The organism is Aquiluna sp. Uisw_065 (assembly GCF_047731275.1).
GTDB lineage: Bacteria > Actinomycetota > Actinomycetes > Actinomycetales > Microbacteriaceae > Aquiluna.
The window spans coordinates 227,152-247,693 of record NZ_CP159836.1; the positions used below are offsets into that span (position 1 = coordinate 227,152).

17 protein-coding genes and 1 riboswitch are annotated in these 20,542 nt (G+C 52.2%); of the genes, 6 read left to right on the forward strand and 11 right to left on the reverse strand.

Annotated features, from left to right (window positions below; all coding sequences use genetic code 11):
• The first annotated feature begins 4 nt into the window (after window positions 1-4).
• From ABXT50_RS01165 to ABXT50_RS01180, 4 genes are all read left to right on the forward strand, one after another.
• Window positions 5-1,780 carry an ABC transporter ATP-binding protein gene (locus ABXT50_RS01165; protein ID WP_415274783.1) on the forward strand — a complete coding sequence of 592 codons (1,776 nt, stop codon included), beginning with the start codon at window positions 5-7 and terminating at the stop codon, window positions 1,778-1,780.
• Window positions 1,777-3,582, forward strand: coding sequence for an ABC transporter ATP-binding protein (locus ABXT50_RS01170; RefSeq protein ID WP_415274354.1), 1,806 nt, complete (start codon window positions 1,777-1,779; stop codon window positions 3,580-3,582). Before ABXT50_RS01165 ends, ABXT50_RS01170 begins: the two co-directional genes overlap by 4 nt.
• A gap of 71 nt (window positions 3,583-3,653) precedes the next feature.
• On the forward strand, window positions 3,654-4,871 hold the full coding sequence (locus ABXT50_RS01175; protein WP_415274355.1) for an NADP-dependent isocitrate dehydrogenase: 1,218 nt from the start codon (window positions 3,654-3,656) through the stop codon (window positions 4,869-4,871).
• 71 nt (window positions 4,872-4,942) lie between these two features.
• On the forward strand, window positions 4,943-7,081 hold the full coding sequence (locus tag ABXT50_RS01180) for a glycine-rich protein (protein ID WP_415274356.1): 2,139 nt from the start codon (window positions 4,943-4,945) through the stop codon (window positions 7,079-7,081).
• Here the strand turns inward: ABXT50_RS01180 and purU are convergent.
• Window positions 7,057-7,914 carry a formyltetrahydrofolate deformylase gene (gene purU, locus ABXT50_RS01185; protein ID WP_415274357.1) on the reverse strand — a complete coding sequence of 286 codons (858 nt, stop codon included), beginning with the start codon at window positions 7,912-7,914 and terminating at the stop codon, window positions 7,057-7,059. The two genes, ABXT50_RS01180 and purU, sit on opposite strands and share 25 nt — an antisense overlap.
• A gap of 58 nt (window positions 7,915-7,972) precedes the next feature.
• On the opposite strand from purU, the gene glyA reads away from it, so the two are divergent.
• Together glyA and ABXT50_RS01195 are read left to right on the forward strand one after the other, a co-directional pair.
• Window positions 7,973-9,253, forward strand: coding sequence for a serine hydroxymethyltransferase (gene glyA, locus ABXT50_RS01190; RefSeq protein ID WP_415274358.1), 1,281 nt, complete (start codon window positions 7,973-7,975; stop codon window positions 9,251-9,253).
• Between the two features lie 4 nt (window positions 9,254-9,257).
• On the forward strand, window positions 9,258-10,109 hold the full coding sequence (locus ABXT50_RS01195; protein WP_415274359.1) for a bifunctional methylenetetrahydrofolate dehydrogenase/methenyltetrahydrofolate cyclohydrolase: 852 nt from the start codon (window positions 9,258-9,260) through the stop codon (window positions 10,107-10,109).
• Here ABXT50_RS01195 and ABXT50_RS01200 read toward each other — a convergent pair.
• From ABXT50_RS01200 to ABXT50_RS01245, 10 genes are all read right to left on the reverse strand, one after another.
• Window positions 10,106-10,930: a tryptophan 2,3-dioxygenase gene (locus tag ABXT50_RS01200; protein WP_415274360.1), complete on the reverse strand. Its 825-nt coding sequence runs from the start codon at window positions 10,928-10,930 to the stop codon at window positions 10,106-10,108. The two genes, ABXT50_RS01195 and ABXT50_RS01200, sit on opposite strands and share 4 nt — an antisense overlap.
• Window positions 10,931-11,006: 76 nt before the next feature.
• Window positions 11,007-12,311, reverse strand: coding sequence for a kynureninase (locus tag ABXT50_RS01205; RefSeq protein WP_415274361.1), 1,305 nt, complete (start codon window positions 12,309-12,311; stop codon window positions 11,007-11,009).
• A gap of 15 nt (window positions 12,312-12,326) precedes the next feature.
• Window positions 12,327-14,114, reverse strand: coding sequence for an ABC transporter ATP-binding protein (locus ABXT50_RS01210; RefSeq protein WP_415274362.1), 1,788 nt, complete (start codon window positions 14,112-14,114; stop codon window positions 12,327-12,329).
• 4 nt (window positions 14,115-14,118) lie between these two features.
• Entirely contained in the window at window positions 14,119-14,967 is an 849-nt protein-coding gene (locus tag ABXT50_RS01215; protein ID WP_415274363.1) for a hypothetical protein, read from the reverse strand.
• A gap of 171 nt (window positions 14,968-15,138) precedes the next feature.
• Complete coding sequence (gene ribH / locus ABXT50_RS01220; RefSeq protein WP_415274364.1) at window positions 15,139-15,603, reverse strand: 6,7-dimethyl-8-ribityllumazine synthase; 465 nt, start codon at window positions 15,601-15,603, stop codon at window positions 15,139-15,141.
• Window positions 15,600-16,841, reverse strand: coding sequence for a GTP cyclohydrolase II (gene ribA / locus ABXT50_RS01225; RefSeq protein ID WP_415274365.1), 1,242 nt, complete (start codon window positions 16,839-16,841; stop codon window positions 15,600-15,602). The genes ribH and ribA overlap by 4 nt, the downstream gene beginning before the upstream one ends.
• Entirely contained in the window at window positions 16,842-17,432 is a 591-nt protein-coding gene (locus tag ABXT50_RS01230; RefSeq protein WP_415274366.1) for a riboflavin synthase, read from the reverse strand.
• A complete protein-coding gene (ribD, locus tag ABXT50_RS01235; RefSeq protein WP_415274367.1) occupies window positions 17,432-18,460 on the reverse strand; it encodes a bifunctional diaminohydroxyphosphoribosylaminopyrimidine deaminase/5-amino-6-(5-phosphoribosylamino)uracil reductase RibD in 1,029 nt (342 codons plus the stop codon). Before ribD ends, ABXT50_RS01230 begins: the two co-directional genes overlap by 1 nt.
• 66 nt (window positions 18,461-18,526) lie before the next feature.
• Window positions 18,527-18,674: riboswitch (FMN riboswitch) on the reverse strand.
• A gap of 39 nt (window positions 18,675-18,713) precedes the next feature.
• Complete coding sequence (trpS, locus tag ABXT50_RS01240) at window positions 18,714-19,718, reverse strand: tryptophan--tRNA ligase (RefSeq protein ID WP_415274368.1); 1,005 nt, start codon at window positions 19,716-19,718, stop codon at window positions 18,714-18,716.
• Between the two features lie 9 nt (window positions 19,719-19,727).
• Entirely contained in the window at window positions 19,728-20,537 is an 810-nt protein-coding gene (locus ABXT50_RS01245) for an exodeoxyribonuclease III (RefSeq protein WP_415274369.1), read from the reverse strand.
• Between the last annotated feature and the right edge of the window lie 5 nt (window positions 20,538-20,542).

Consider the following 20,542-nt stretch of genomic DNA (forward strand, 5'->3'; position numbering starts at 1 on the left):
AATTATGCAACAGGCTGAATTGGGGACGATAAAAACCCTTTGTCGTCTGGTCCCATTTGCAAGGCGGGCACTATGGCGCATAGGCCTTGGCATACTCGCCGCAATTGGCGCCCACATGATCGCTCTTTCAATCCCGCAGTTCTTGCAGTCACTGGTCAACTCACTGGTCGACGGCGGTGAGGACGCCCTACTTCCGGCGGTTGGTTTCATTCTCTTGCTCGGGATTCTGGAGGCTGGCCTCGTGCTTCTCAGGCGTTGGCTGGTTCTTACACCTGGAACATTCGTCGAGGCCGACATGCGCAATACCTTGTTCGCCAAGCTCCAAGATTTGCCGGTTGCATTTCATGATCGATGGCCATCGGGGCAGTTGCTCTCCAGGGCGGTTGCCGACCTCGGCCTAATCAGGCGCTGGCTTAGCTTCGGAATTGTGTTACTTATAGCTAACTTCATAACACTCGTGGTTGGACTGCTGATTCTCTTCACATACAACTTCTGGTTGGGCCTTATCTTTTCAGTGGCGTCTATCCCGATTTGGCTCATTGGATTCCGCTTCGAGCGCGGTTTCGGCACTATTGCCAGACTCGCTCAGGATCAGTCGGGAGACCTTGCAACAAGGGTAGAAGAGTCTGTCCATGGCGTCAGAGTCTTAAAGGCTTTTGGCCGCGGAGGTTTTGCAGCTGAACAATTCGCAAACCAGGCTTCGGAACTTAAGAAAACAGAAATTAGCAAGGCAAAAGCCGTCGCAAACATCTGGCTCTACCTAATGATGATTCCTGAATTTGCCCTCGGCTTGGCTTTATTGGCTGGGATTTGGTTTACGGCTAACGGCGAGATGACCGTTGGGACACTCGTGGCTTTTGTTGCAACCGCCATGGTCCTTCGTTGGCCAACAGAGTCCCTTGGATTCCTGCTGGGTATGACACTTGAGGCGAAAACCGCCACCACGAGAATTTTTGAAGTGCTGGATGAGCCGGATCTAATTTCCGATCCTGTTTCCCGAAAGACGATAAAAGACCCCAAGGGTTTGCTCGAGTTTCATGACGTTCATTTTCATTACCCCGATGCCGACCCAAAAAATCGGGATTTGGTCGATGGTGTCAGCCTTCGAATAGAGCCTGGTCAATCGGTAGCTCTCATTGGGCTCACCGGAAGTGGCAAGACTACTCTGACTGCTCTAACAACAAGGTTGTACGAGGTAACGGGTGGCTCTATAACTATCGATGGGGTTGACATTCGAGATTTGACTCGAGCAGATCTTAGATCAAACATCGCTATGGCCTTTGAGGACGCCACTCTTTTCTCATCGAGCGTGCGCGACAACGTGCTCTTGGGCAATAAAGATCAAAGTGAGGATGATCTAAAGCAGGCTCTCGAGATTGCTCAAGCACAGTTTGCCTACGATTTACCGAAGGGCCTTGACACGCCGATTGGCGATGAAGGTCTAAGTCTTTCAGGCGGTCAACGCCAGCGATTGGCTTTGGCAAGAGCAGTTGCGGCGAAGCCTCAGATTTTGGTTTTGGATGATCCATTGTCGGCTGTCGATGTGGAGACAGAGGCGATGGTCGAAGACGCGCTTCGACATGTGCTGAAATCGACTACGGCCCTAATAGTGGCTCACCGACCTTCGACCGTAATGCTCGCCGACAAGGTCGCTCTGATGCAAGATGGCAAAATTATTGCTTTCGGTACTCACCGTGAACTTCTAGACACCAGTCCTGAATATCGCCACGTCATTACCTCTCTGGACACCGACCAGAAAGAGCGTGAGGTGAACGTATGAGTCTTTACGGAACCAATAACGAAGAAAGAACAGACCTAAACAAAACCGAATCTAGGTTCATCAGGAAGCGATCTAGAACGCTCTTGGGTTCGTTATTGCTTCCGCTCCGAGCCAGACTTTGGCTAGCCGTAGTGATGATTTTTATCTCCACGACGCTCAGAGTTGCAGGCCCAGCCCTAATCGCGTTCGCGATTGATTGGGCGCTTCCTAGGGCCATCGAAGACGACTTTTATCCCCTATGGATGTTAATCCTGCTTTATCTGGGAGCTGCGGCTTTCAGTGCACTGATGGTTTATTACTTCATGATCCTCACGGCGAAAATTGCTCAGTCCATGCTGCTTGCATTGCGGAACAGAATGTTTATCCACACACAAAAGCTTTCGGTCGAATTCCATGAGCGCTATACCGCCGGGAGAGTAATCGCGAGGCAGACCTCAGACCTAGAGTCGATTTCCGAGCTACTATCCGGCGGCCTGGGCGAACTGGTGGTTGGAATCTTCTTCATGGTTTTCACCGCCGGCGCACTCTTGATACTGGACCCAATCAGCTTCCTTGTCCTTATGGCCGCAGTTATTCCGCTTGCGATTGTGACCCGGTGGTTCCAGATAAACACAAACCGAGGTTTTAGGGCGCAGCGGGTTGCATCTTCCACCTTGATTCAAAACTTTGTCGAGACCATGACGGGTATCCGCGCCGTCAAGGCTTTCCGCAAGGAAAAGCGCAATGAGAAGCACTTTGGTGGCCTAGTGGAAAAGTACCGGCTATTGAACGCCAAACTAATTCAGCTTTTCGGAATCTACGATCCAGCGTTGATTTTAATCGGCAACGCGACTGTGGCTGCCATCTTGCTCGTGGGTGGATTTCGGGTCCTCGACGGCACGTTGGGCATTGGAGTTTTGACGGCTGCAATTCTTTACGCCAGAAGGTTTTTTGACCCGATGGAACAGATAGCAATTTTTTACAACTCGTACCAGTCGGCATCGGCTGCTCTGGAGAAGATTTCTGGTGTTTTGCAAGAGGAGCCTTCGGTTCCAGAACCTGAGAACCCGGTGGAGCTTAGAAACATCAAGGGCGGTCTAGTTTTTGACAAGGTGAAGTTCCAATACAACACCGGTGATATTGTCCTGCACCCGTTCTCTTTGGATATTCCTGGCGGTCAAACAATCGCGATGGTCGGGACTACGGGCGCTGGTAAATCGACTCTTGCGAAGCTCATCTCAAGGTTCTACGACCCTAGCGAAGGCGTTGTTCGACTCGACGATTACGACCTAAGAGACATTTCGAATGTAAACCTTCGTCAAAAGGTAGTGATGGTGACGCAGGAGGCTTATCTATTTACCGGGTCCGTAGCTGAGAACATTCAGCTAGGTCGCCCGGGCGCGTCGATGGACGATGTAGTGAAGGCGGCCAAGGCAGTGGGCGCGCACGAATTTATTCTGGAATTGCCCTACGGTTACGAGACGGATGTGAACAAGCGCGGCGGAAGAGTTTCAAGCGGCCAGCGCCAGTTGATCTCCTTCGCACGTGCCTTCCTGGCGGACCCCGCGGTTTTGATTCTCGATGAGGCAACTTCCTCTTTGGACATACCCTCGGAGGCCATGGTGCAGCTTGGACTAAAGACACTGCTTGCAGGTCGGACAGCCGTAATCATCGCGCATCGACTCTCAACGGTTTCGATAGCGGATCGAGTTTTGGTAATGGAGCACGGAAAAATTATTGAAGATGGTTCACCGGAACAGCTGGTCGCTTCGGGAGGTAAATTCTCGAAGCTCTACAAGTCCTGGAAGGATTCATTGGTTTAGGGTCCATCGACTGAAACCGATAGGCTAAGAAAGGTCATTTAGGCCCGAATCATGCGGTAATCAGGAGAGTAATGAACAAAATCAGTGTTGTTGGCAAAGTTGTTGAGCTAGACGGCGATGAGATGACTCGCATCATCTGGCAAGACATCAAGGACAACCTGATTCTCCCTTATTTGGATATCGACCTGGAGTATTACGATCTGTCTGTTGAGAATCGCGATGCAACCGACGACCAAATCACTATTGATGCGGCTAACGCCATCAAGAAATACGGCGTTGGGGTCAAGTGCGCAACAATTACTCCGGACGAAGACCGAGTTGTCGAATTCGGTTTGAAAAAAATGTGGCGTTCTCCGAATGGAACCATTCGTAACATTCTCGATGGTGTTGTATTTCGCGAGCCAATTATCATCTCTAACGTTCCGAGGCTAGTACCAGGCTGGACTAAGCCAATCATCATTGGTCGTCATGCACACGGTGACCAGTACAAGGCCACGGACATCAAAATCCCTGGCAAGGGTAGGGTCACCATGACTTGGGCACCTGCCGACGGCTCAGAGCCTCAGGTAATGACCATCGCTGACTTCCCGGAGAACGGTGGAGTTGCCATGGGAATGTATAACTACATGGACTCCATACGCGATTTTGCAAGAGCCTCCTTCAACTACGGCCTTGCTCGTAACTACCCGGTGTACATGTCAACTAAGAACACAATTCTGAAGGCCTACGACGGAGCATTCAAGGACGCCTTTGAGGAGATCTTCAACGCCGAGTACAAGGACAGGTTTGAAAAAGCCGGCCTAACCTATGAGCACCGTCTAATTGACGACATGGTTGCAGCTGCTTTGAAGTGGGAGGGTGGATATGTTTGGGCGTGCAAAAACTACGACGGTGATGTTCAGTCCGACACCGTGGCTCAGGGCTTCGGCTCTTTGGGTCTAATGACCTCAGTGCTAACAACTCCAGACGGTAAGACGGCACTGGCCGAGGCTGCTCACGGAACCGTGACGCGTCATTACCGACAGTGGCAGCAGGGCAATAAGACCTCAACCAACCCAATTGCCTCTATCTTTGCCTGGACAAGGGGCTTGATGCATCGCGCGAAGTTGGACGACACTCCTGAGGTAGCAAAGTTTGCGCAGACTCTTGAGGATGTAATTATCGAAACGGTTGAGTCTGGCAAAATGACAAAGGATTTGGCCGCATTGGTTGGTAAAGAACAACCTTGGCAGTCAACTGACGAGTTCATGGCATCGCTTGCCGAGAACCTTCAGTCAAAAATGGCCTAAACCACCCAGGCCGCTAGCGGCTTGTGGAAAACTCCCTGCAGGAAACTGTGGGGAGTTTTAGTTTGTGTGTCATGAAACTTGGATCACTCATAGCTTTAATCTTTTTCTCATCTTTGGCTTTTGGAGCCGTGCCGGCTCAAGCCGAAGAATGTCCAGCTGGAATCTGCGAACTGGTCTTTGAATACACCGGCAGCGGAGAGTACTTTACGGTCCCCGATGACGCAAAAAATATATCATTTGAAATCCGGGGCGCGGCAGGAGGTAGAGGTGGCATGGGCGGCCGGGTAACCGGCCAGTTCATCGACGCCCCAGCTGGGTTCTGGGTGTTCGTAGGCGGTGCGGGTATTACTAATGCCGAGGCCCCCGGCGGATACAACGGTGGCGGTCGGGCTGGAGGGTCGAGGGGCAACGAGGGCTCTGGCGGGGGAGCCAGTGACATTCGCTCCGGTGCCAACATAAATGAGCGAATCGTCGTGGCAGGGGGTGGCGGTGGTGCCGGCGGCTATGCCGGAGCTGCCGGTGGTGCCGGCGGAAATCTGGTTGCCGAAAACGGTGGCTCCGGGCAAGGCACCGGAGGTGGTGGCGGTCGTGAAAACTCTGGGGGGTCCGGTGGTGCATCTAACGGCGGCAGCTCCTCACAGCCGGGTGGTTTTGGAGTTGGTGGAACTGGAGGTAGTAGCTGGAACGCCGGTGGCGGCGGTGGCGGCGGCGGCTGGTTCGGTGGCGGTGGCGGCGGAGCTGACGACGATTCTTGCTGTGCTGATGCCGGTGGTGGAGGAGGCGGTTCTTCATATGCAAACCCGTCGCTTGTGACAAATATCAGCCATCAAGCCGGGGTCCAAAATGCAGCGGGTCAGGTGATTATTCGCTACGAGGTTCCATCGAAAATAACTAGATTTACCGGCACCCAACAAAGTCGCGACGATGTTCTGATCAGCATGGAGGTAGAGGGTAGTTTCACCCCAAAGGCTACTGACCTAGAGGTTCGGGACGCTGCCTGCGTGGTGGGCGAACCCGGGGTAAACGCATCTACATACGTCTTTCGAATTACGGGCTGTGTCGACTCGTCATTTCAAGCAGTATTGGCTTCCGAAGCAGCCGCGTTGCTAGTTGATGAGGTAACCGCAACGCTTGAGATTCAGCTTGACTTGGAAGGCCCAGAATTCGCCTTTGTTCGAATTTCTTCTATTGACGAGGATTATCTAATTGACTTTGTTGGCAGCGAGATCCATTCAGGGTTGTCTTCGGAGGACATTTTTGTCACCGGTTGTGCGTCAGTGGTACTGGTGAACGAAAGGCTAAGCCTCAACGATTGCGAGGAGGGCGACATCACAGTCACTCTTGCGTCAAACGTTGCGAGTGACCCAATGGGCAACCTGGGTCCCTCCGAACCCGCCGTTCTTGAACTCACGAGAGACACGATTGCTCCGACATCGCACTGGCTGGCACCTGAAATTACGGAGGTAGAGGGCAAATTTGATTTAGTAATTGTGCTCCGACATGAAGGTTCCCTGATTGAGGACGCGGCGGTCGAGTTTCTCTCCAATAAAATCAGCTGTCTTCCAGTTGCAACATCCGCGAAAGGGGAAATAACCTTCAAATACGAAGGGTGCGCCGCAGGGAGCATGAGCTGGACGCTGCCTGCTTTTTCCTTGATCGATCCGGCTGGAAACTCTGGCCCAGCTAGCGACTCAGTGCTCGAACTAACGCTTACGGCACCCGCCCCATCCCCACTTGAACCAGAGCTCCCGGATAACATTGAGTTACCCGTTGAGGACCCAGAGTTGGTAGACCCAGAGTTGGTAGCCCCAGAGCTGAAAGACCCAGACGCTGTCGAAGAGATTCTAGAGTTTATTGAAAATGAAGAGCCTCTTCCCGCTGATCGGGAATCGCAAAGTGAGGCGGTCACCCCAACTCCGACTCAGTCAATCGAACGAGACTCGCCGCAGATTCAGGCAAAGCCTTTACGGGTCACTTCTGAGCTCGAGCCTGGAGATTTTGAGAGCCCAGTCGAGGCGACAAATGAGGAAGAAGACTTACTAGACACGAGCTCAGTACCTACTCAGGCAGCGTATGCCGCCGAGTTGGTATCAGGAACCCAAAAGCCGGCGGGGCGGAATCTTGTTAACCAGATTTCACCATGGTTGGCAGGCGGCACACTGTTCGCAATTCTGGCCTTTATTGGTTATCGAAAGATGATGGTGCGTTGACCATCAAGCAGCACTCTATGTTCCGCGAACCATCGAACGGCTTGGGTAAGAGTCTTGGACTCAACGTCCTGACCAATCTGCACCAAGTGTGACTTGGTCGACGCGTGTTCCACTCGGGTCACGTTTTGTTCAATGATCGGACCTTCATCGAGATCTTCGGTCACAAAGTGGGCGGTTGCACCGATGAGCTTCACACCTCGAGCATGAGCTTGGGCGTAAGGGTTAGCACCCTTAAATCCAGGCAAAAAAGAGTGGTGAATATTAATTATCTTTCCAGCAAATTCAGCACAGAATTCGGCGGAAAGAATCTGCATGTAACGAGCCAGAACAATAAGTTCAATGTCGTGCTCAATAATAATTTGGCGCAATCGCTTCTCGAAAGCGGCCTTGTCGCTGAGATTCTTAGTTGGGCAAGATTCAAAATCGACCCCGAAAAAACTGGCGAGCTCTTCCAGTTCATCGGAGTTGCCGAAGACTTTAGGGATTTCGATTGCTATTTGCCCAGCACGCTGACGGTAGAGCAGGTCATTTAGGCAATGATCGGCCTTAGTAACTAAAACCACAGTGCGCATTGGCCTACCTACATGATCAAGCACGTACTGCATCTGGAAAGTCTCGGCGATGCTCTCAAATTGCTTTTCGAAATCTGCCTTTGTTATGTCGGCTTCGATCTGCAGCCGCATAAAAAAGCGGCCAGTATCTTGTGAGGTGAACTGCTGGCTCTCGGTGATGTTTCCAACGGCTGCAACCACGGCTCCGGAGATTGCGTGCACTATGCCGGGTCGGTCTGGGCAGATAAAAGTCAGAACCCAATGTTCTTTGACAGATTGCATTCCCTAATACTATTGGCGCCTACCATCCTGACTGAAATAAGTCTGGTAAAGTTGAGAGATGCTTACTAAATCAGTGAAATTTATGTCTCCGCTAAGCGAAGTTGATCCTGAAATTGCCGCGGTTTTGCAGCAAGAACTTGATCGCCAGCGCCACACCTTGGAAATGATTGCGAGCGAGAACTTCGTGTCCGCCGCGATTCTGGAAACTCAAGGATCAGTGCTAACAAATAAGTACGCCGAGGGTTATCCGGGCAAGCGTTATTACGGCGGTTGTGAAGCAGTAGACATCGCCGAAAATTTGGCTAGAGAGCGTGCAAAAGAATTATTTGGTGCCGAACACGCAAACGTTCAGCCACACTCTGGAGCTTCAGCCAATGCGGCTGTTCTCATGGCCCTCGCAAATCCGGGGGATCGTATTCTAGGTCTCAACCTTGCCCACGGTGGTCACTTGACTCACGGTATGAAGCTGAACTTTTCTGGGCGCATGTACGAGGGGCACTCATACGAGCTAGACCCAGAGACACATATGGTCGACATGGAGACCGTCCGTCAGCGCGCCATAGAGGTAAAGCCGGCTGTTTTGATCGCAGGATGGTCCGCCTACTCCCGTCATCTAGACTTTGCAGCCTTTAGGGCGATCGCCGATGAGGTTGGTGCAAAGCTTTGGGTCGACATGGCTCACTTCGCAGGACTTGTTGCTGCAGGAGTTCACCCAAGCCCAGTTCCTTTCGCGGACGTGGTTTCTACCACCGTTCACAAGACTCTTGGCGGCCCCCGCTCCGGTCTAATCCTCTGTAAGCAGGAGTGGGCAAAGAAGATTGACTCCGCGGTGTTCCCTGGACAGCAGGGTGGACCGTTGATGCACGTAATCGCCGGCAAGGCAGTGGCCTTCAAGGCAGCCATGCAGCCAGAATTTCGAGAGCGCCAAGAGCGAACGATTTCGGGTGCGCGAATTATTGCTGACAGGTTGAACCAAGCCGATGTCACCGGGGCTGGAATCGCGGTATTGACAGGCGGAACCGATGTTCACTTGGTGCTTGTTGACCTTAGGAATTCTGTGGTTGACGGTCAAATGGCCGAGGACTTGCTTCACGAGGCCGGTGTAACAGTTAACAAGAACTCAGTTCCTAACGACCCTAGGCCGCCAATGGTGACCTCTGGAGTTCGCATTGGAACAGCGGCTCTAGCAACTAGAGGCTTTGGTGATGATGAGTTCGTAGAGGTTGCTGACATCATTGCGAACGCTCTTATTCCAGGCGCTAATCTTCCTGCCCTGAAGGCCAGAGTTCGAGTTTTGACCGAAGCTTTCCCTCTATACGACGGACTAGAAACTAGGTAGCTGGTTGACCGCTCTAATACTTGATGGCTTAGCAACAGCCAAGGCCATAAAGACAGAGCTTGCAGCTGAGGTTATTAGTCTGAAGTCCAGAGGCACAGCCGTTGGACTCGGCACTATCTTGGTGGGCGATGATCCGGGTTCACTTACTTATGTGTCCGGCAAACATAGGGATTGCGCCGAAGTTGGAATTGAGTCAATTCGCATCGATCTCCCGGAAACTGCCTCCATGGCCGATGTGCGGGCGGCGATAGAAGACCTTAATCAGGCTAAAGAAGTTACCGGCTTCATCGTGCAATTGCCTTTGCCGAGTGGAATCGATGCTAACGAAATGCTGGAACTAATTGATCCCGATAAAGACGCCGATGGACTGCACCCGGTGAATCTTGGCCGTTTGGTCATGAACACCGGCGGTCAGATGAAAAGTCCACTGCCTTGCACACCAAGCGGCATTATCGAATTATTAGGGCGCCACGACGTCAGACTTCAAGGGGCAGAGGTTGCAATTATTGGGAGAGGCCTGACCGTGGGAAGACCGCTCGGGCTAATGCTTACTCGCAAGGGCATCGATGCGACGCCAACCCTTCTCCACAGCGCATCGAAGCACATCGCAGAAGTTATTTCAAGGTCGGACATCGTGGTGGCGGCTTTGGGTAGCCCGCATTTCATCAAGCCCGAATGGATAAAGCCCGGTGCTGCGGTTCTGGATGTTGGAATAACCAGAGTCGACGGAAAGCTCCTAGGCGATGTCGACCCTACGGTTGCGAAGGTTGCCGGTTATGTGTCTCCGAATCCGGGCGGTGTGGGCCCGATGACCCGCGCAATGCTCGTTAGAAACGTTGTACTGGCTGCCTGCTAGAAACGCGACCTTATAGCCCACAGATCCGGGAAGACCGGGTTGAAAAGTGTGCTTGCCAAATAGCCTGCTCCGGCCGAGCCCCCGGAACCTATTTTGTGCCCGATGGTACGCTCAACCATCTTGACGTGACGATAACGCCACTCCTGCAGCCCCTCATCCAAATCGACCAGAGCCTCGCCAATCATGGAGGCCTCGGGGTCATTGCGGTGCAGTTCAATAAGAATGTCCTGGAGACCCTCGTGAGGCTCCCAGGCCTCGGTGACGTCTCTAGATAGCAACTCCTTGGGTATAGCTTTTCGCGAATTAAAATAGTGCAGCGCCGAATCCCACAACGACATCCTCGTCATTGCTGCTTCTACTTTTGCTCGAGCGGGGGAGCCGGCAATGAGGTGCTCGGCCATCCCCATGCCCGATTTGGCATCGGCTTTTGCCCCAGCCTGATCTCGTCTCCCCAGCACGGCCTCGAGCTCGCGGAATTGTGCGGACTGGAAGCCGCTTGCTGAGCTCAAGCGCTCACGAAATGAATTGAATTGCAGGGGCGTCATTGTTTCAAGGATGTCCAGCTGAGAGACGCAAGTCTTCATAATGGTTCGGATTCGACCTAATAGTGCCATGGATCGGTGTGAGTTGCCGGCTTCTAGCGTGACTTGCAGTGCGGCAACTTCGTGAAGAACCTGCTTAAACCAGAGTTCATAAACCTGGTGGATGGTTATGAAAAGCAATTCGTCATGCTCCGGGCCATCGCTCAGCGGTTGTTGTAGCGCGAGCAGTTCATCAATTTTGAGGTAAGAAATATAAGTGACGTGCTTATTCTGTTCCACTGTTATCCATTCGCTGTGTCTGACTGTTCCCTGCCAGCTTTCTGGCTTTTTTATTGTCTAAGAGGAGACTCGAGGCTTAGGTAACCCGGTTGGCATCTTGCTCGATGCTCATGTACTTTCCGCTTTCGACCAAGTCTCGCAATCGCAAAAACCCCTCGAATACCTCTGTGTAACTGGTTGCAAGCGGAGAAATAGCTACTCTGATTGCGTTGGGCTCTCGATAGTCAGGTATTACCTTTGAAATCTTTCGCATCGCGTATGCGATTTGCCTGGCGTCCGGGTGAGTCAGGATTATGTGACCACCTCTGAGCTCGGCTTGAGAGGGCGATGCAATTTCAAATCCAAGTGGTTCTAACCATTGCTTGAACAAATCCATCATCAGCTCTGTGCCCTTGGCGGCCTTCTGTTCAATAAGTTCAATGCCGGCGCGCTCGATCATCTCGTACGCAACCTCAACAGCTCTGATGCCGATGATAGAGGGGCTAGCAATCTGGTAGCGACGAATTGTGTCCGCCGGCTCGAAGTCTGGCCCCATTTCAAACTGCATTTCTTGAGCAAACCAGCCCTGAATTGGAACTCTTAGCTCTGTCTGAATTGATTTTGAGACAAATAGCCATGCTGGTGAACCGGGCCCGGAATTACCGTATTTGTATGTGCACCCGACAGCTAGGTCAACGCCGTTTTTCTCGAAATCTAGTTGGATAGAACCGGCGGCATGAGAGCAATCCCACACCACAAGCCCTCCGTGCTGGCGAACTAAATCGGTTATGGCCTTAAGGTCTTGCCTTGCTCCGGATCGATAGTTGATTGCTTGTAGGGTCACCATCGCCACGTCGTCATTTAGGTGCTTAGCAAGCTCTGAAGCAGTCACTCTTTCAAACTCAGACTCGATCTTCACCGCCCCAGGTCCACCAGACCCGTCGGTATCAAGGGTCACAAGGTTGAGCCCCATTGAGTCGGCGATGCCGGCCAGAATATACCGGTCTGTTGGGAAATTAGATGAATCGATAATGACTGTCTTGCGCCCCGGTCTAGCCTTTATGGCCGCAACGCAAAGCTGGTAGAAATTCACGCTGGTGGTGTCACAGACCAGGGTTTGACCCGCACTTGCTCCAAGCACGGCACGCGCCAGAAGATCTCCAGCGGGTTGAGCTTGGTCTATCCAGTGAGACCAACCGTCAACTAGCTCCGGTCCCCACTCATTGGTCAAGAACTTATTAACTTCTTCAATTGTGCGTTTCGGCAGTCGACCGAGTGAGTTGCCGTCTAGGTAGCAAACCTCGGGGTCCGAAATTACAAACTCGTCGCGAAAGCTTGCCAATGGATCGTTAGCGTCGAGTATCGATACCTGTTCGGCAGTGATCTGATTATGAGCAGTCATGTCAATACTCTATTGCTAAACCAGCAGTTGGTGCTTCGCCAAGTCGGCGTATAGCGGGGTGGTTTTGACTAGCTCAGAATGCGTGCCAATTCCGACTACTTTGCCGTGTTCTAGAACAATAATTTGGTCGGAGTCAACAACGGTGGACAGCCTGTGAGCAATCACCAGCAGCGTTCGATCGTGAGCTACCGCATCAATTGCTTCTCGCATACGCTGTTCATTCGGCCCATCCAAGGCACTGGTTGATTCATCCAGCAGCAAGATCTCAGGGGAAGCCAAAAGAGCCCTAGCGATAGCCAATCGCTGACGCTCGCCACCAGAAAGCATTATGCCGTCCTCGCCCACCTGAGCACCAAGACCCTTTGTGTCGCGCTTCAGAACCTCGCTCAGGTTTACTTGTCTAAGCACGCTTTCTAGCTCTTCGTCGGTCGCGTCCGCTTTTCCGAGTAGCAAGTTGTCTTTCAGGGACCCCGCAAGCACTGGAGCATCCTGTTCGACATAACCCAGCTGTTGGCGCAGTGACTCTCTAGAGAATTCAGTTACCGGCTGGCCGTCAAGCAGGATCCGACCTTCGGTCGGCTCGTAGAAGCGCTCTATTAGCGAGAAGATTGTCGACTTACCGGCTCCGGAAGGCCCAACCAGTGCCACGCGGGCACCACGGGCAATTTTTATGTCGATGCCCTTGATTATGTCGTCGGATTCTTCGCCTTCATCTGGTGCATAGTGGAAATGAACATTTTGAAATTCGATGGCCGTTGAGTTGGTGCTTTTTCTAGGTACATTGTCGCTCCCGGTCTCTTCCTCATCAAGGATCATGATCTCTTTGATTCGAGCCAGGGCACCCAGGGCGCCCATGATCGATGTGTAAGCGCCGAAGGCAGAAATCAGCGGGCCAATCATGAACACAAGCAAAATCACGAAGGTCACTAGCGATGCAATTGTCGTTGACCCGCTTGCTACTCTCAGGCCTCCCAGCCCAAGCACGATTATGAATGCGCTGTTGAAGGCAACTTGTGCGATCGGGGCAACAACGGCTGAGAGCCTTGCGATGCTGAGGCCTTGGTCGTAAGCGGCTTCGGCACTCTTGTAAATTTCTTCGGTCTCGCGCTCTTCCGCTCGAGACGCGCGTATGGTCCTAATTGCGCTCAGTGCACGCTCAACCGCGGCGCTCATTTCACCGACTCGCATTTGAGCCTTGGTGGTCGCTGAGCGAATCCGGCGACCGGTGAGTGAAATCGCACCCACCGCAATAGAAACGACCACGAGGGTGGTTCCTAGCAAGATCGGGTCAATGAATGCCATGACCACGATTGCGCCAACAAACTGAATCAGGCCTCCAAGCGCGTCAACCAGTCCTTGAGTAAGCACTGCCTTCAAAAGAGTTGAGTCAGAACCAACCCGAGACACGAGGTCTCCGATACGGCGGCGGTCGTACTGCCAGATTGGGAGACGAAGCATTCTGGCAATCAGGGCTTTTCTCGTGGAGAGAACTACCCCCTCTCCAGTTTTGTAGAGCAGGTAGTACTGAAAGGCATTTACAAGCGCAGAGGTGATAACCAAAACCACGATGAGCCACGCAAGGACGCTCGTATCAAGGCTCTCCTGAACCGCCGTTATCAGTTGGCCAATTAGCAATGGTTGGCCGAGTGCGAGGAGTGAGCCCAAGACCGATAGGGCCAGAGCGAGAACCAAGGTTCGGCGGTGGTCTTTTAGGTATGGAAGAAGGTCGGTCAGTTTGGCCCGTGGCCCACGGTATTCTCGGCTCTTCGGGTTTTGGGATGGATCCTTGTAATATTCACTCACTGATTTATAAACCTAACTTCTCGTGGAACCCGTCCCCAAAGACCCGTTCATTAATCAGAAAGTTTATTTCTTGAAAAGAAAGGGCTCTTGTGTAGGCGGTGTTTATTGAAAACCTCTCATAATCTAAGTCCAGTAGAGCCGATTTGATGCTTTTATCCAAAACTCTCAGGAACATCAATGTTGTGTTTGGCTGACGCGGAAAGTCGCTCATCACATTTCCGCAGCCGTAGCCAAAAACCCTTATTGCAAGATCTGCGTTGTCGGGAGTTGTTTTTTGGATAAAGCCGTTGTCAGGAACGGCTATTGTCGCGCGTAGATCCAGGCGTTTTTCCCAAATCTGAAAGCAGGTTCTTAGGTCGTTGCGCTTTGCGATTTTTTCGCCGAAAGCATCCTCGTATTGAACAGCGATGTCAACATCTAAAACTAGGTGGAATCTCGAGTCCAGCCGGTTTTGGACCGACCACTTACGCCAAGATCGGGGCACCAAAAAAGCTATCTGGCTAGAAAATTCGGCGGCTCGATTGAAAAAGGGCACCGAGAGAGCATTATTTCTGCCAAACGGAGGATTTGAAATGGTGAGTAGGTCCGTGCGTTTTGTCTCCCACTCTAGAAAGTCGGCCTGGATCACGCTTGGGTGCATCGGGTACTTATCCACCGAGGTGATCGCCGTTATGCCTGCCCTATTGAGAGCTTCAATAAAACTTCCGGTGCCACCGGCGGGTTCGAGAAAAGACTTTTCGGTCGCGCGAGAGATTGTTCTTAATGTCAGTTCGACTAGTTCACCTGCGAGGTCTTTGGGGGTGTAGTACTGCTCGGTTCCGCTAACCCTGCGGTTACCAAGCTTTTTAGTCATTTACTAAAGATACAAGTGCCATCGCCAAAGTTCCTTGCTAAGGGACCAGACAAATTCGTATTTTTATGCGAAAAAAGGGAAAGCTCAAGGACAGCCGGTTTTGTTTGGGTACGACTGAGGCTATTTGCCTGAAGAAACTTGTTTCTTATTTAAATTGGATTTCCGGGGCCGCTAGCCGGGCATTATGGCCGACATGGTAAGCGCAGCCTGAACGGCTTCAGCTCCCTTATCTTCCTTTGACCCTTCGAGACCAGCTCGATCAAGGGCCTCTTGTTCGTTGTTTACAGTAAGTAAGCCGAAGCCCAAGGGTTTGTTTGAATCGAGTTGGACTCGGGTCAGGCCCTCTGTCGCTGAAGAGCAAATGTAGTCAAAGTGAGGGGTGCCCCCTTGAATCACGACTCCAAGAGCTATAACTAAATCTGCCCCTTGCTCAAAAGCCCATTTGGCCGCAAGCGGAAGCTCGAATGCTCCGGGAACCATAGTCACTTGGACATTAGCCGCTCCGGCAACTTCGAGTTCTTTCTGCGCGCCCGATATCAGGCCCGCCATTATTTTCGGGTGCCAAGAGGTTGCAACAATGACGGCTTTTTTGCCGATTGCTGAAACATTCAGATTTGGTGCTCCGCTACCGCTCACTTGTCCAGATTAGCGGGTAACTCATGCCCCATGCGCTCGCGCTTAGCTGTTAGATACCCAAGGTTCTGCTCCGCCAAGCCCACAATTAGGGGAACTGTCTCGGTAACAGCTATGTCAGCTTTCTCCAAGGACTCCCGCTTTTCAGGATTGTTTGTTAGCAAGCGAACGCTTTCGATGCCTAAGTCTTGCAAGATAGCAATGGCTGCTCCGTACTCGCGTGCTTCGCTTGGGAGTCCAAGTGCGAGATTCGCATCCACGGTGTCCAAGCCTTGTTCTTGCAGTGCGTACGCTTTCAGCTTGTTTAGTAGTCCAATACCGCGTCCCTCTTGGCCACGCAGGTAAATGACTACCCCACCTGTTGGATCGGCGGCAATGGCATCCATTGCACCTTCTAGCTGTGGGCCACATTCACACTTCAGCGACCCAAAGGCTTCTCCTGTAATGCACTCTGAATGCAGGCGAACAAGAACATTTTTCCCAGTCGGATTGCCGGAGATGATGGCTACGTGGTCTGCAGTTGTCTGCACATCGTAATAACCTCTAACGCGGAAATCACCGTGCGTAGTGGGCAACTTCGCTTCGGCGTCGAAACGAATCCTATTAGTGCTGGGATTCAGCTTCGGGGCACGCTTAGCCAAGTGCTCCTTCAGGTTCGAAATGCTAGTCATAGGTAACTCAAACCTTAGGGCGGTCCGAAATAATTCCTCGCGGCGCATCATTGTTCCATCGTCATTGACCATCTCAGCCATCATTGCGACCGGCTCAAGGCCCGCTAGTTTCATGAGGTCAACTGCCGCTTCGGTGTGGCCGGCTCTTTCTAGCACACCACCGTCTTTCGCCCGCAGCGGAAGAACGTGACCGGGGCGCATCAGTGAGAGAGGTCCGGAGCTTCGGTCAGCCAGTACTCTGGCGGTCAGGCCTCTGTCGGCAGCTGAAATCCCGGTTGTCGCGCGGTCGGTAGCGTCGACGCTCACCGTGTAGGCAGTCCGGTGAGGGTCTTGGGTTTTTACCCACATCAAGGGCAAGTCAAGTTCGTTAGCTCGTTGCTCGGTCATGGGAGCACAGATATATCCTGAGGTGTAGCGGATCATCCAGGCCATCCACTCGGTAGTTGCGAACTCAGCAGCAATTATCGCGTCACCCTCGTCCTCTCGATCTTCGGCGTCGGTGACCAAAACCGGTTTGCCGGCCCGAAGGGCAGTGAGAACTTCTTCGATACTTGATTCAATAATTTCCATTTACTTGAACTCCATGAGTCTCTCGATGTGCTTCGCCATTACATCAACCTCAACGTTGACCTTTGAGCCAGGCTTTTTGGAACCCAGCGTTGTTACCTGCAGCGTCTCAGGAATCAGAGAAAGGCCAATTACATCGTCGGATATTTCATTGACGGTGAGTGAGATGCCGTCAAAGGTAATCGACCCCTTCATCACTACGTAGCGCAAGAGTTCGCGCGGAATTCTGATTCTGACCCAATCCCAGTTTTCACTGGTCTCACGCGAGACAAACTCACCGACACCGTCGATGTGCCCCTGGACAACGTGGCCACCATAACGAGTTTGTGCGTTCATCGCTCGCTCCAGGTTTATTGGGTCACCAACTACCACCTCCATGAGACTGGTTAGCTTGATGGTTTCCATCATCACGTCAGCGGTGAAGCCATTCTCGTCAATCTCAATAGCTGTTAGGCAAGTGCCTGAGCAGGAGATCGAGTCTCCTCGCTTTAGGTCTCCCAGCACCATATTTCCTTTTATCGTTAGACGCAATGCATCTGACTGCTTGGTAATTCCAGTTACGGTTCCAAGCTCTTCTATGATTCCGGTGAACATTACGCGCTCCTCGCTCTGATGAATATGTCATTTCCAAGTTGTTTGGTTTCCAGCACTTCTAGTCGTGCTGCGTCTTCGATGCTGGTAATACCTATTTGGCCAAGTGCCATGTTTGGGCCACCCAAAAGCATTGGCGATAAATACACAATGAATTCGTCTACCAATTTGGCTGCAACAAACGCGCTCGCCAACTTTGGCCCACCTTCAACAAAAACATGCTTTATGCCCTGAGCCCAAAGTTGCCGAAGAGCATCGTTCAGGTCACGCGTTTGGATTTGAATAGTTTTGGCTCTGTCATTAAACAGACGCAAATTGTTCGGAATTACCGATTCGCCCAAAACTACTCGGATTGGCTGATTTTCAAAATAATGACCATCTGGCTTCCTGGCCGTAAGTTCGGGGTCGTCGGCAATTGCGGTACTCGTTCCGACCAAAATACTGTCCGCGTTCGAGCGTCTCGAATGAGTATCAGCCCTCGAGTCAGGGCCGCTAATCCATTGACTGGTACCGTCGGAAGCTGCACTGCGGCCATCCAATGTGCTTGCCCACTTCAGGGTCACAAAAGGTCTGCCCAGGCGCTTAGAGCGGAGCCAGACTCGATTTTGCTCCTCGGCTTGCTTGAGAAGTACGCCGGGTATTACTTCGAGTCCGGCATCTTTGAGGGTTTGAGATCCCTGGCTTGACTGATCCCCAGGATCAGCGGATGCGAATATAACTCGACTCACTCCAGCCTCGATGAGAGCCAGCGCGCAAGGACCAGTCCTGCCGACGTGGTTGCAGGGTTCTAGCGTGACCACTGCGGTGTGATTTGTCAGGGAAACGCCTGGAAAGTTTTCTGCGAAGTGCTCAAGGGCCATAACTTCGGCATGGTCGCTGCCAGCGCCTTTATGCCAGCCCTCACTTACTACTAAACCAGTTGAGTCTAAAATTACGGCGCCAACCTGAGGGTTTGTCCCAACAGCCGGACCGTTGAGCGAGATTTCCAGGGCACGGCGCATCGCGGATTCGTATTGCTCTACGCTCGGCATCTTTCCCTTTCAGTTCCGATAACACAGAACCGCGGGAACGGAAAATAAGAGGGCGCAAATAGCGCCCTAGTTCTTCTCTCATCCGGACTTTAACCGTCGGTCTTGGATTTTCACCAAGTCAACCGCCTGAAGTCTCATCGCTGGTGGCGATGTTTCCAGTCGGGTCGCGGACTATAACCGCCGGTTCAGATTTTCACTGACCCCGAAGAACTGTGCTTACCTGAAACAATACTCTTTTGGGCTGAGAAATTCCTCAGACCGGGGTCACCAGCCCAAGGTTTGCATACACGGCCTTCAGTGTTTTTTCCGCAGTCTGGTTCGCGCTGGCTGCACCTTTGGCAAGCAGGCGATCCAATTCCGCTGGATCCTCGAGCAGTTCATTGGCTCTAGTTCTGATTGGCTCAAGCGCTGCAACTACGGCGTCAGCAACTTCGGCCTTTAGTGTTCCGTACCCACTACCTGAAAGGCCGGCCTCTATTTTCGCGACCGGCTCGCCAGTAAGTGCAGAGTAGATACCGAGCAGGTTAGAGATACCCGGCTTATTTTCTCGGTCAAAGCGGATGTCGCCATCGGTGTCGGTGACGGCGGACTTGATTTTCTTGGTTATCTGCGCAGGCTCATCCATCAGGTTTATCAAACCCTTAGGGTCATGGGCTGATTTCGACATCTTTGCTGTCGGCACTTGCAAGTCATAGATTTTGGCGGTTTCTTTCAAGATTTCCGCTTTTGGAATGGTAAAAGTTTCGCCGTATCTGGAATTAAAGCGCATCGCCAAATCGCGAGTAAGTTCGAGATGTTGGCGCTGATCTTCGCCGACTGGAACTGCGGTTGGTTGATAAAGCAAAATGTCCGCCGCTTGCAAGATTGGGTATGTGAATAGACCGACGGATGAGTTGTCTGCGCCACCCTTTTGGCTTTTGTCTTTGAACTGTGTCATTCTCGAGGCTTCTCCGAAGCCGGTGATGCAGTTCAGCACCCAGGCTAACTGGGCGTGTGCCGGAACATGAGACTGCACAAACAACGAGCTCTTGTCCGGATCTAACCCTGCTGCCAGATACTGAGCCGCTGTCCGGCGGGTGTTTTCTAGAAGCAGCTTCGGATCCTGCGGCACCGTGATCGCGTGCAGGTCAACAATTACGTAGAAGGCGTTGAACTGGTCCTGCATTGCAACCCACTGGGTGAGTGCACCCAGATAGTTTCCGAGGTGAAGACTCGCCGCCGATGGTTGCATTCCTGAGAGCAGGTTTGGTTTAGTCATCTTGTGTTCCTACAGTTCGTACTCAACGACCACGGGAGAGTGGTCGCTCCACCTCGTGTCATAGCTCGGTGCCCGATCTACTTGATAAGTCTGGCTGAGTTTTGCCAATGCAGGGGTAGCTAGTTGGTAATCAATTCGCCAGCCGGCGTCGGTGTCGAAAGCTTTACCTCGATAGGACCACCAGGTGTAGGGGCCGGGTTGGTCGGGGTGACTTGTTCTTCCCACATCTACCCAGCCCATTTTTTGGAAGCCATCGAAATACACACGCTCTTCTTGCAGGAAGCCGGAGTTTTTCAGATTGCCCTTCCAGTTTTTTATATCTAGTTCGGTGTGGCCAACGTTTAGGTCTCCAACCACGACCGCATGTTGGCCCGAATCCATCAGCTCTTGCATGCGAATTGTCATTGCGTCCAGGAACTTGTATTTCTCAACTTGTTTAGGGGTATCTACTTCGCCGGAGTGAACGTAACAACTGATAACAGTTACCTTTTGGTTACCAACCTCGATCTCGGCCTCTAGCCATCGTCCGGCGGAATCAAAGTCATCGGCGCCAAGTTTTGTCGAGGAGGACAGGACCTTGTGCTTGGAAAGCACCGCTACTCCTGCCCTGCCTTTAGCAGTCGCGAGGTCATCGAAAATGTTCCAGCCCTCAGCAACTGCCAGCGGGCCGTTAGTAGAAAGCTCTACCAAATCTTCGGTAGGGGCTCGAACCTCTTGAAGGCAAAGCACGTCGGGGTTAGATTCTTGAACCCATTCGCCCATGTTTTTCCTGGCTGCGGCTCGGACTCCATTTACGTTTACGCTTGCAATTTTTAGCATCTACA

Excerpts from the sequence above, each read along its gene's own strand:
- ABXT50_RS01215 (WP_415274363.1), bottom strand. The coding sequence starts at position 14,967 with ATGACTAAAAAGCTTGGTAACCGCAGGGTTAGCGGAACCGAGCAGTAC.
- ABXT50_RS01175 (WP_415274355.1), top strand. The coding sequence starts at position 3,654 with ATGAACAAAATCAGTGTTGTTGGCAAAGTTGTTGAGCTAGACGGCGAT.
- glyA (WP_415274358.1), top strand. The coding sequence starts at position 7,973 with ATGCTTACTAAATCAGTGAAATTTATGTCTCCGCTAAGCGAAGTTGAT.
- ribD (WP_415274367.1), bottom strand. The coding sequence starts at position 18,460 with ATGCCGAGCGTAGAGCAATACGAATCCGCGATGCGCCGTGCCCTGGAA.
- purU (WP_415274357.1), bottom strand. The coding sequence starts at position 7,914 with ATGCAATCTGTCAAAGAACATTGGGTTCTGACTTTTATCTGCCCAGAC.
- ribA (WP_415274365.1), bottom strand. The coding sequence starts at position 16,841 with ATGGAAATTATTGAATCAAGTATCGAAGAAGTTCTCACTGCCCTTCGG.
- ABXT50_RS01165 (WP_415274783.1), top strand. The coding sequence starts at position 5 with ATGCAACAGGCTGAATTGGGGACGATAAAAACCCTTTGTCGTCTGGTC.
- ABXT50_RS01170 (WP_415274354.1), top strand. The coding sequence starts at position 1,777 with ATGAGTCTTTACGGAACCAATAACGAAGAAAGAACAGACCTAAACAAA.
- ABXT50_RS01205 (WP_415274361.1), bottom strand. The coding sequence starts at position 12,311 with ATGACTGCTCATAATCAGATCACTGCCGAACAGGTATCGATACTCGAC.
- ABXT50_RS01245 (WP_415274369.1), bottom strand. The coding sequence starts at position 20,537 with ATGCTAAAAATTGCAAGCGTAAACGTAAATGGAGTCCGAGCCGCAGCC.
- ABXT50_RS01180 (WP_415274356.1), top strand. The coding sequence starts at position 4,943 with ATGAAACTTGGATCACTCATAGCTTTAATCTTTTTCTCATCTTTGGCT.
- ABXT50_RS01230 (WP_415274366.1), bottom strand. The coding sequence starts at position 17,432 with ATGTTCACCGGAATCATAGAAGAGCTTGGAACCGTAACTGGAATTACC.
- trpS (WP_415274368.1), bottom strand. The coding sequence starts at position 19,718 with ATGACTAAACCAAACCTGCTCTCAGGAATGCAACCATCGGCGGCGAGT.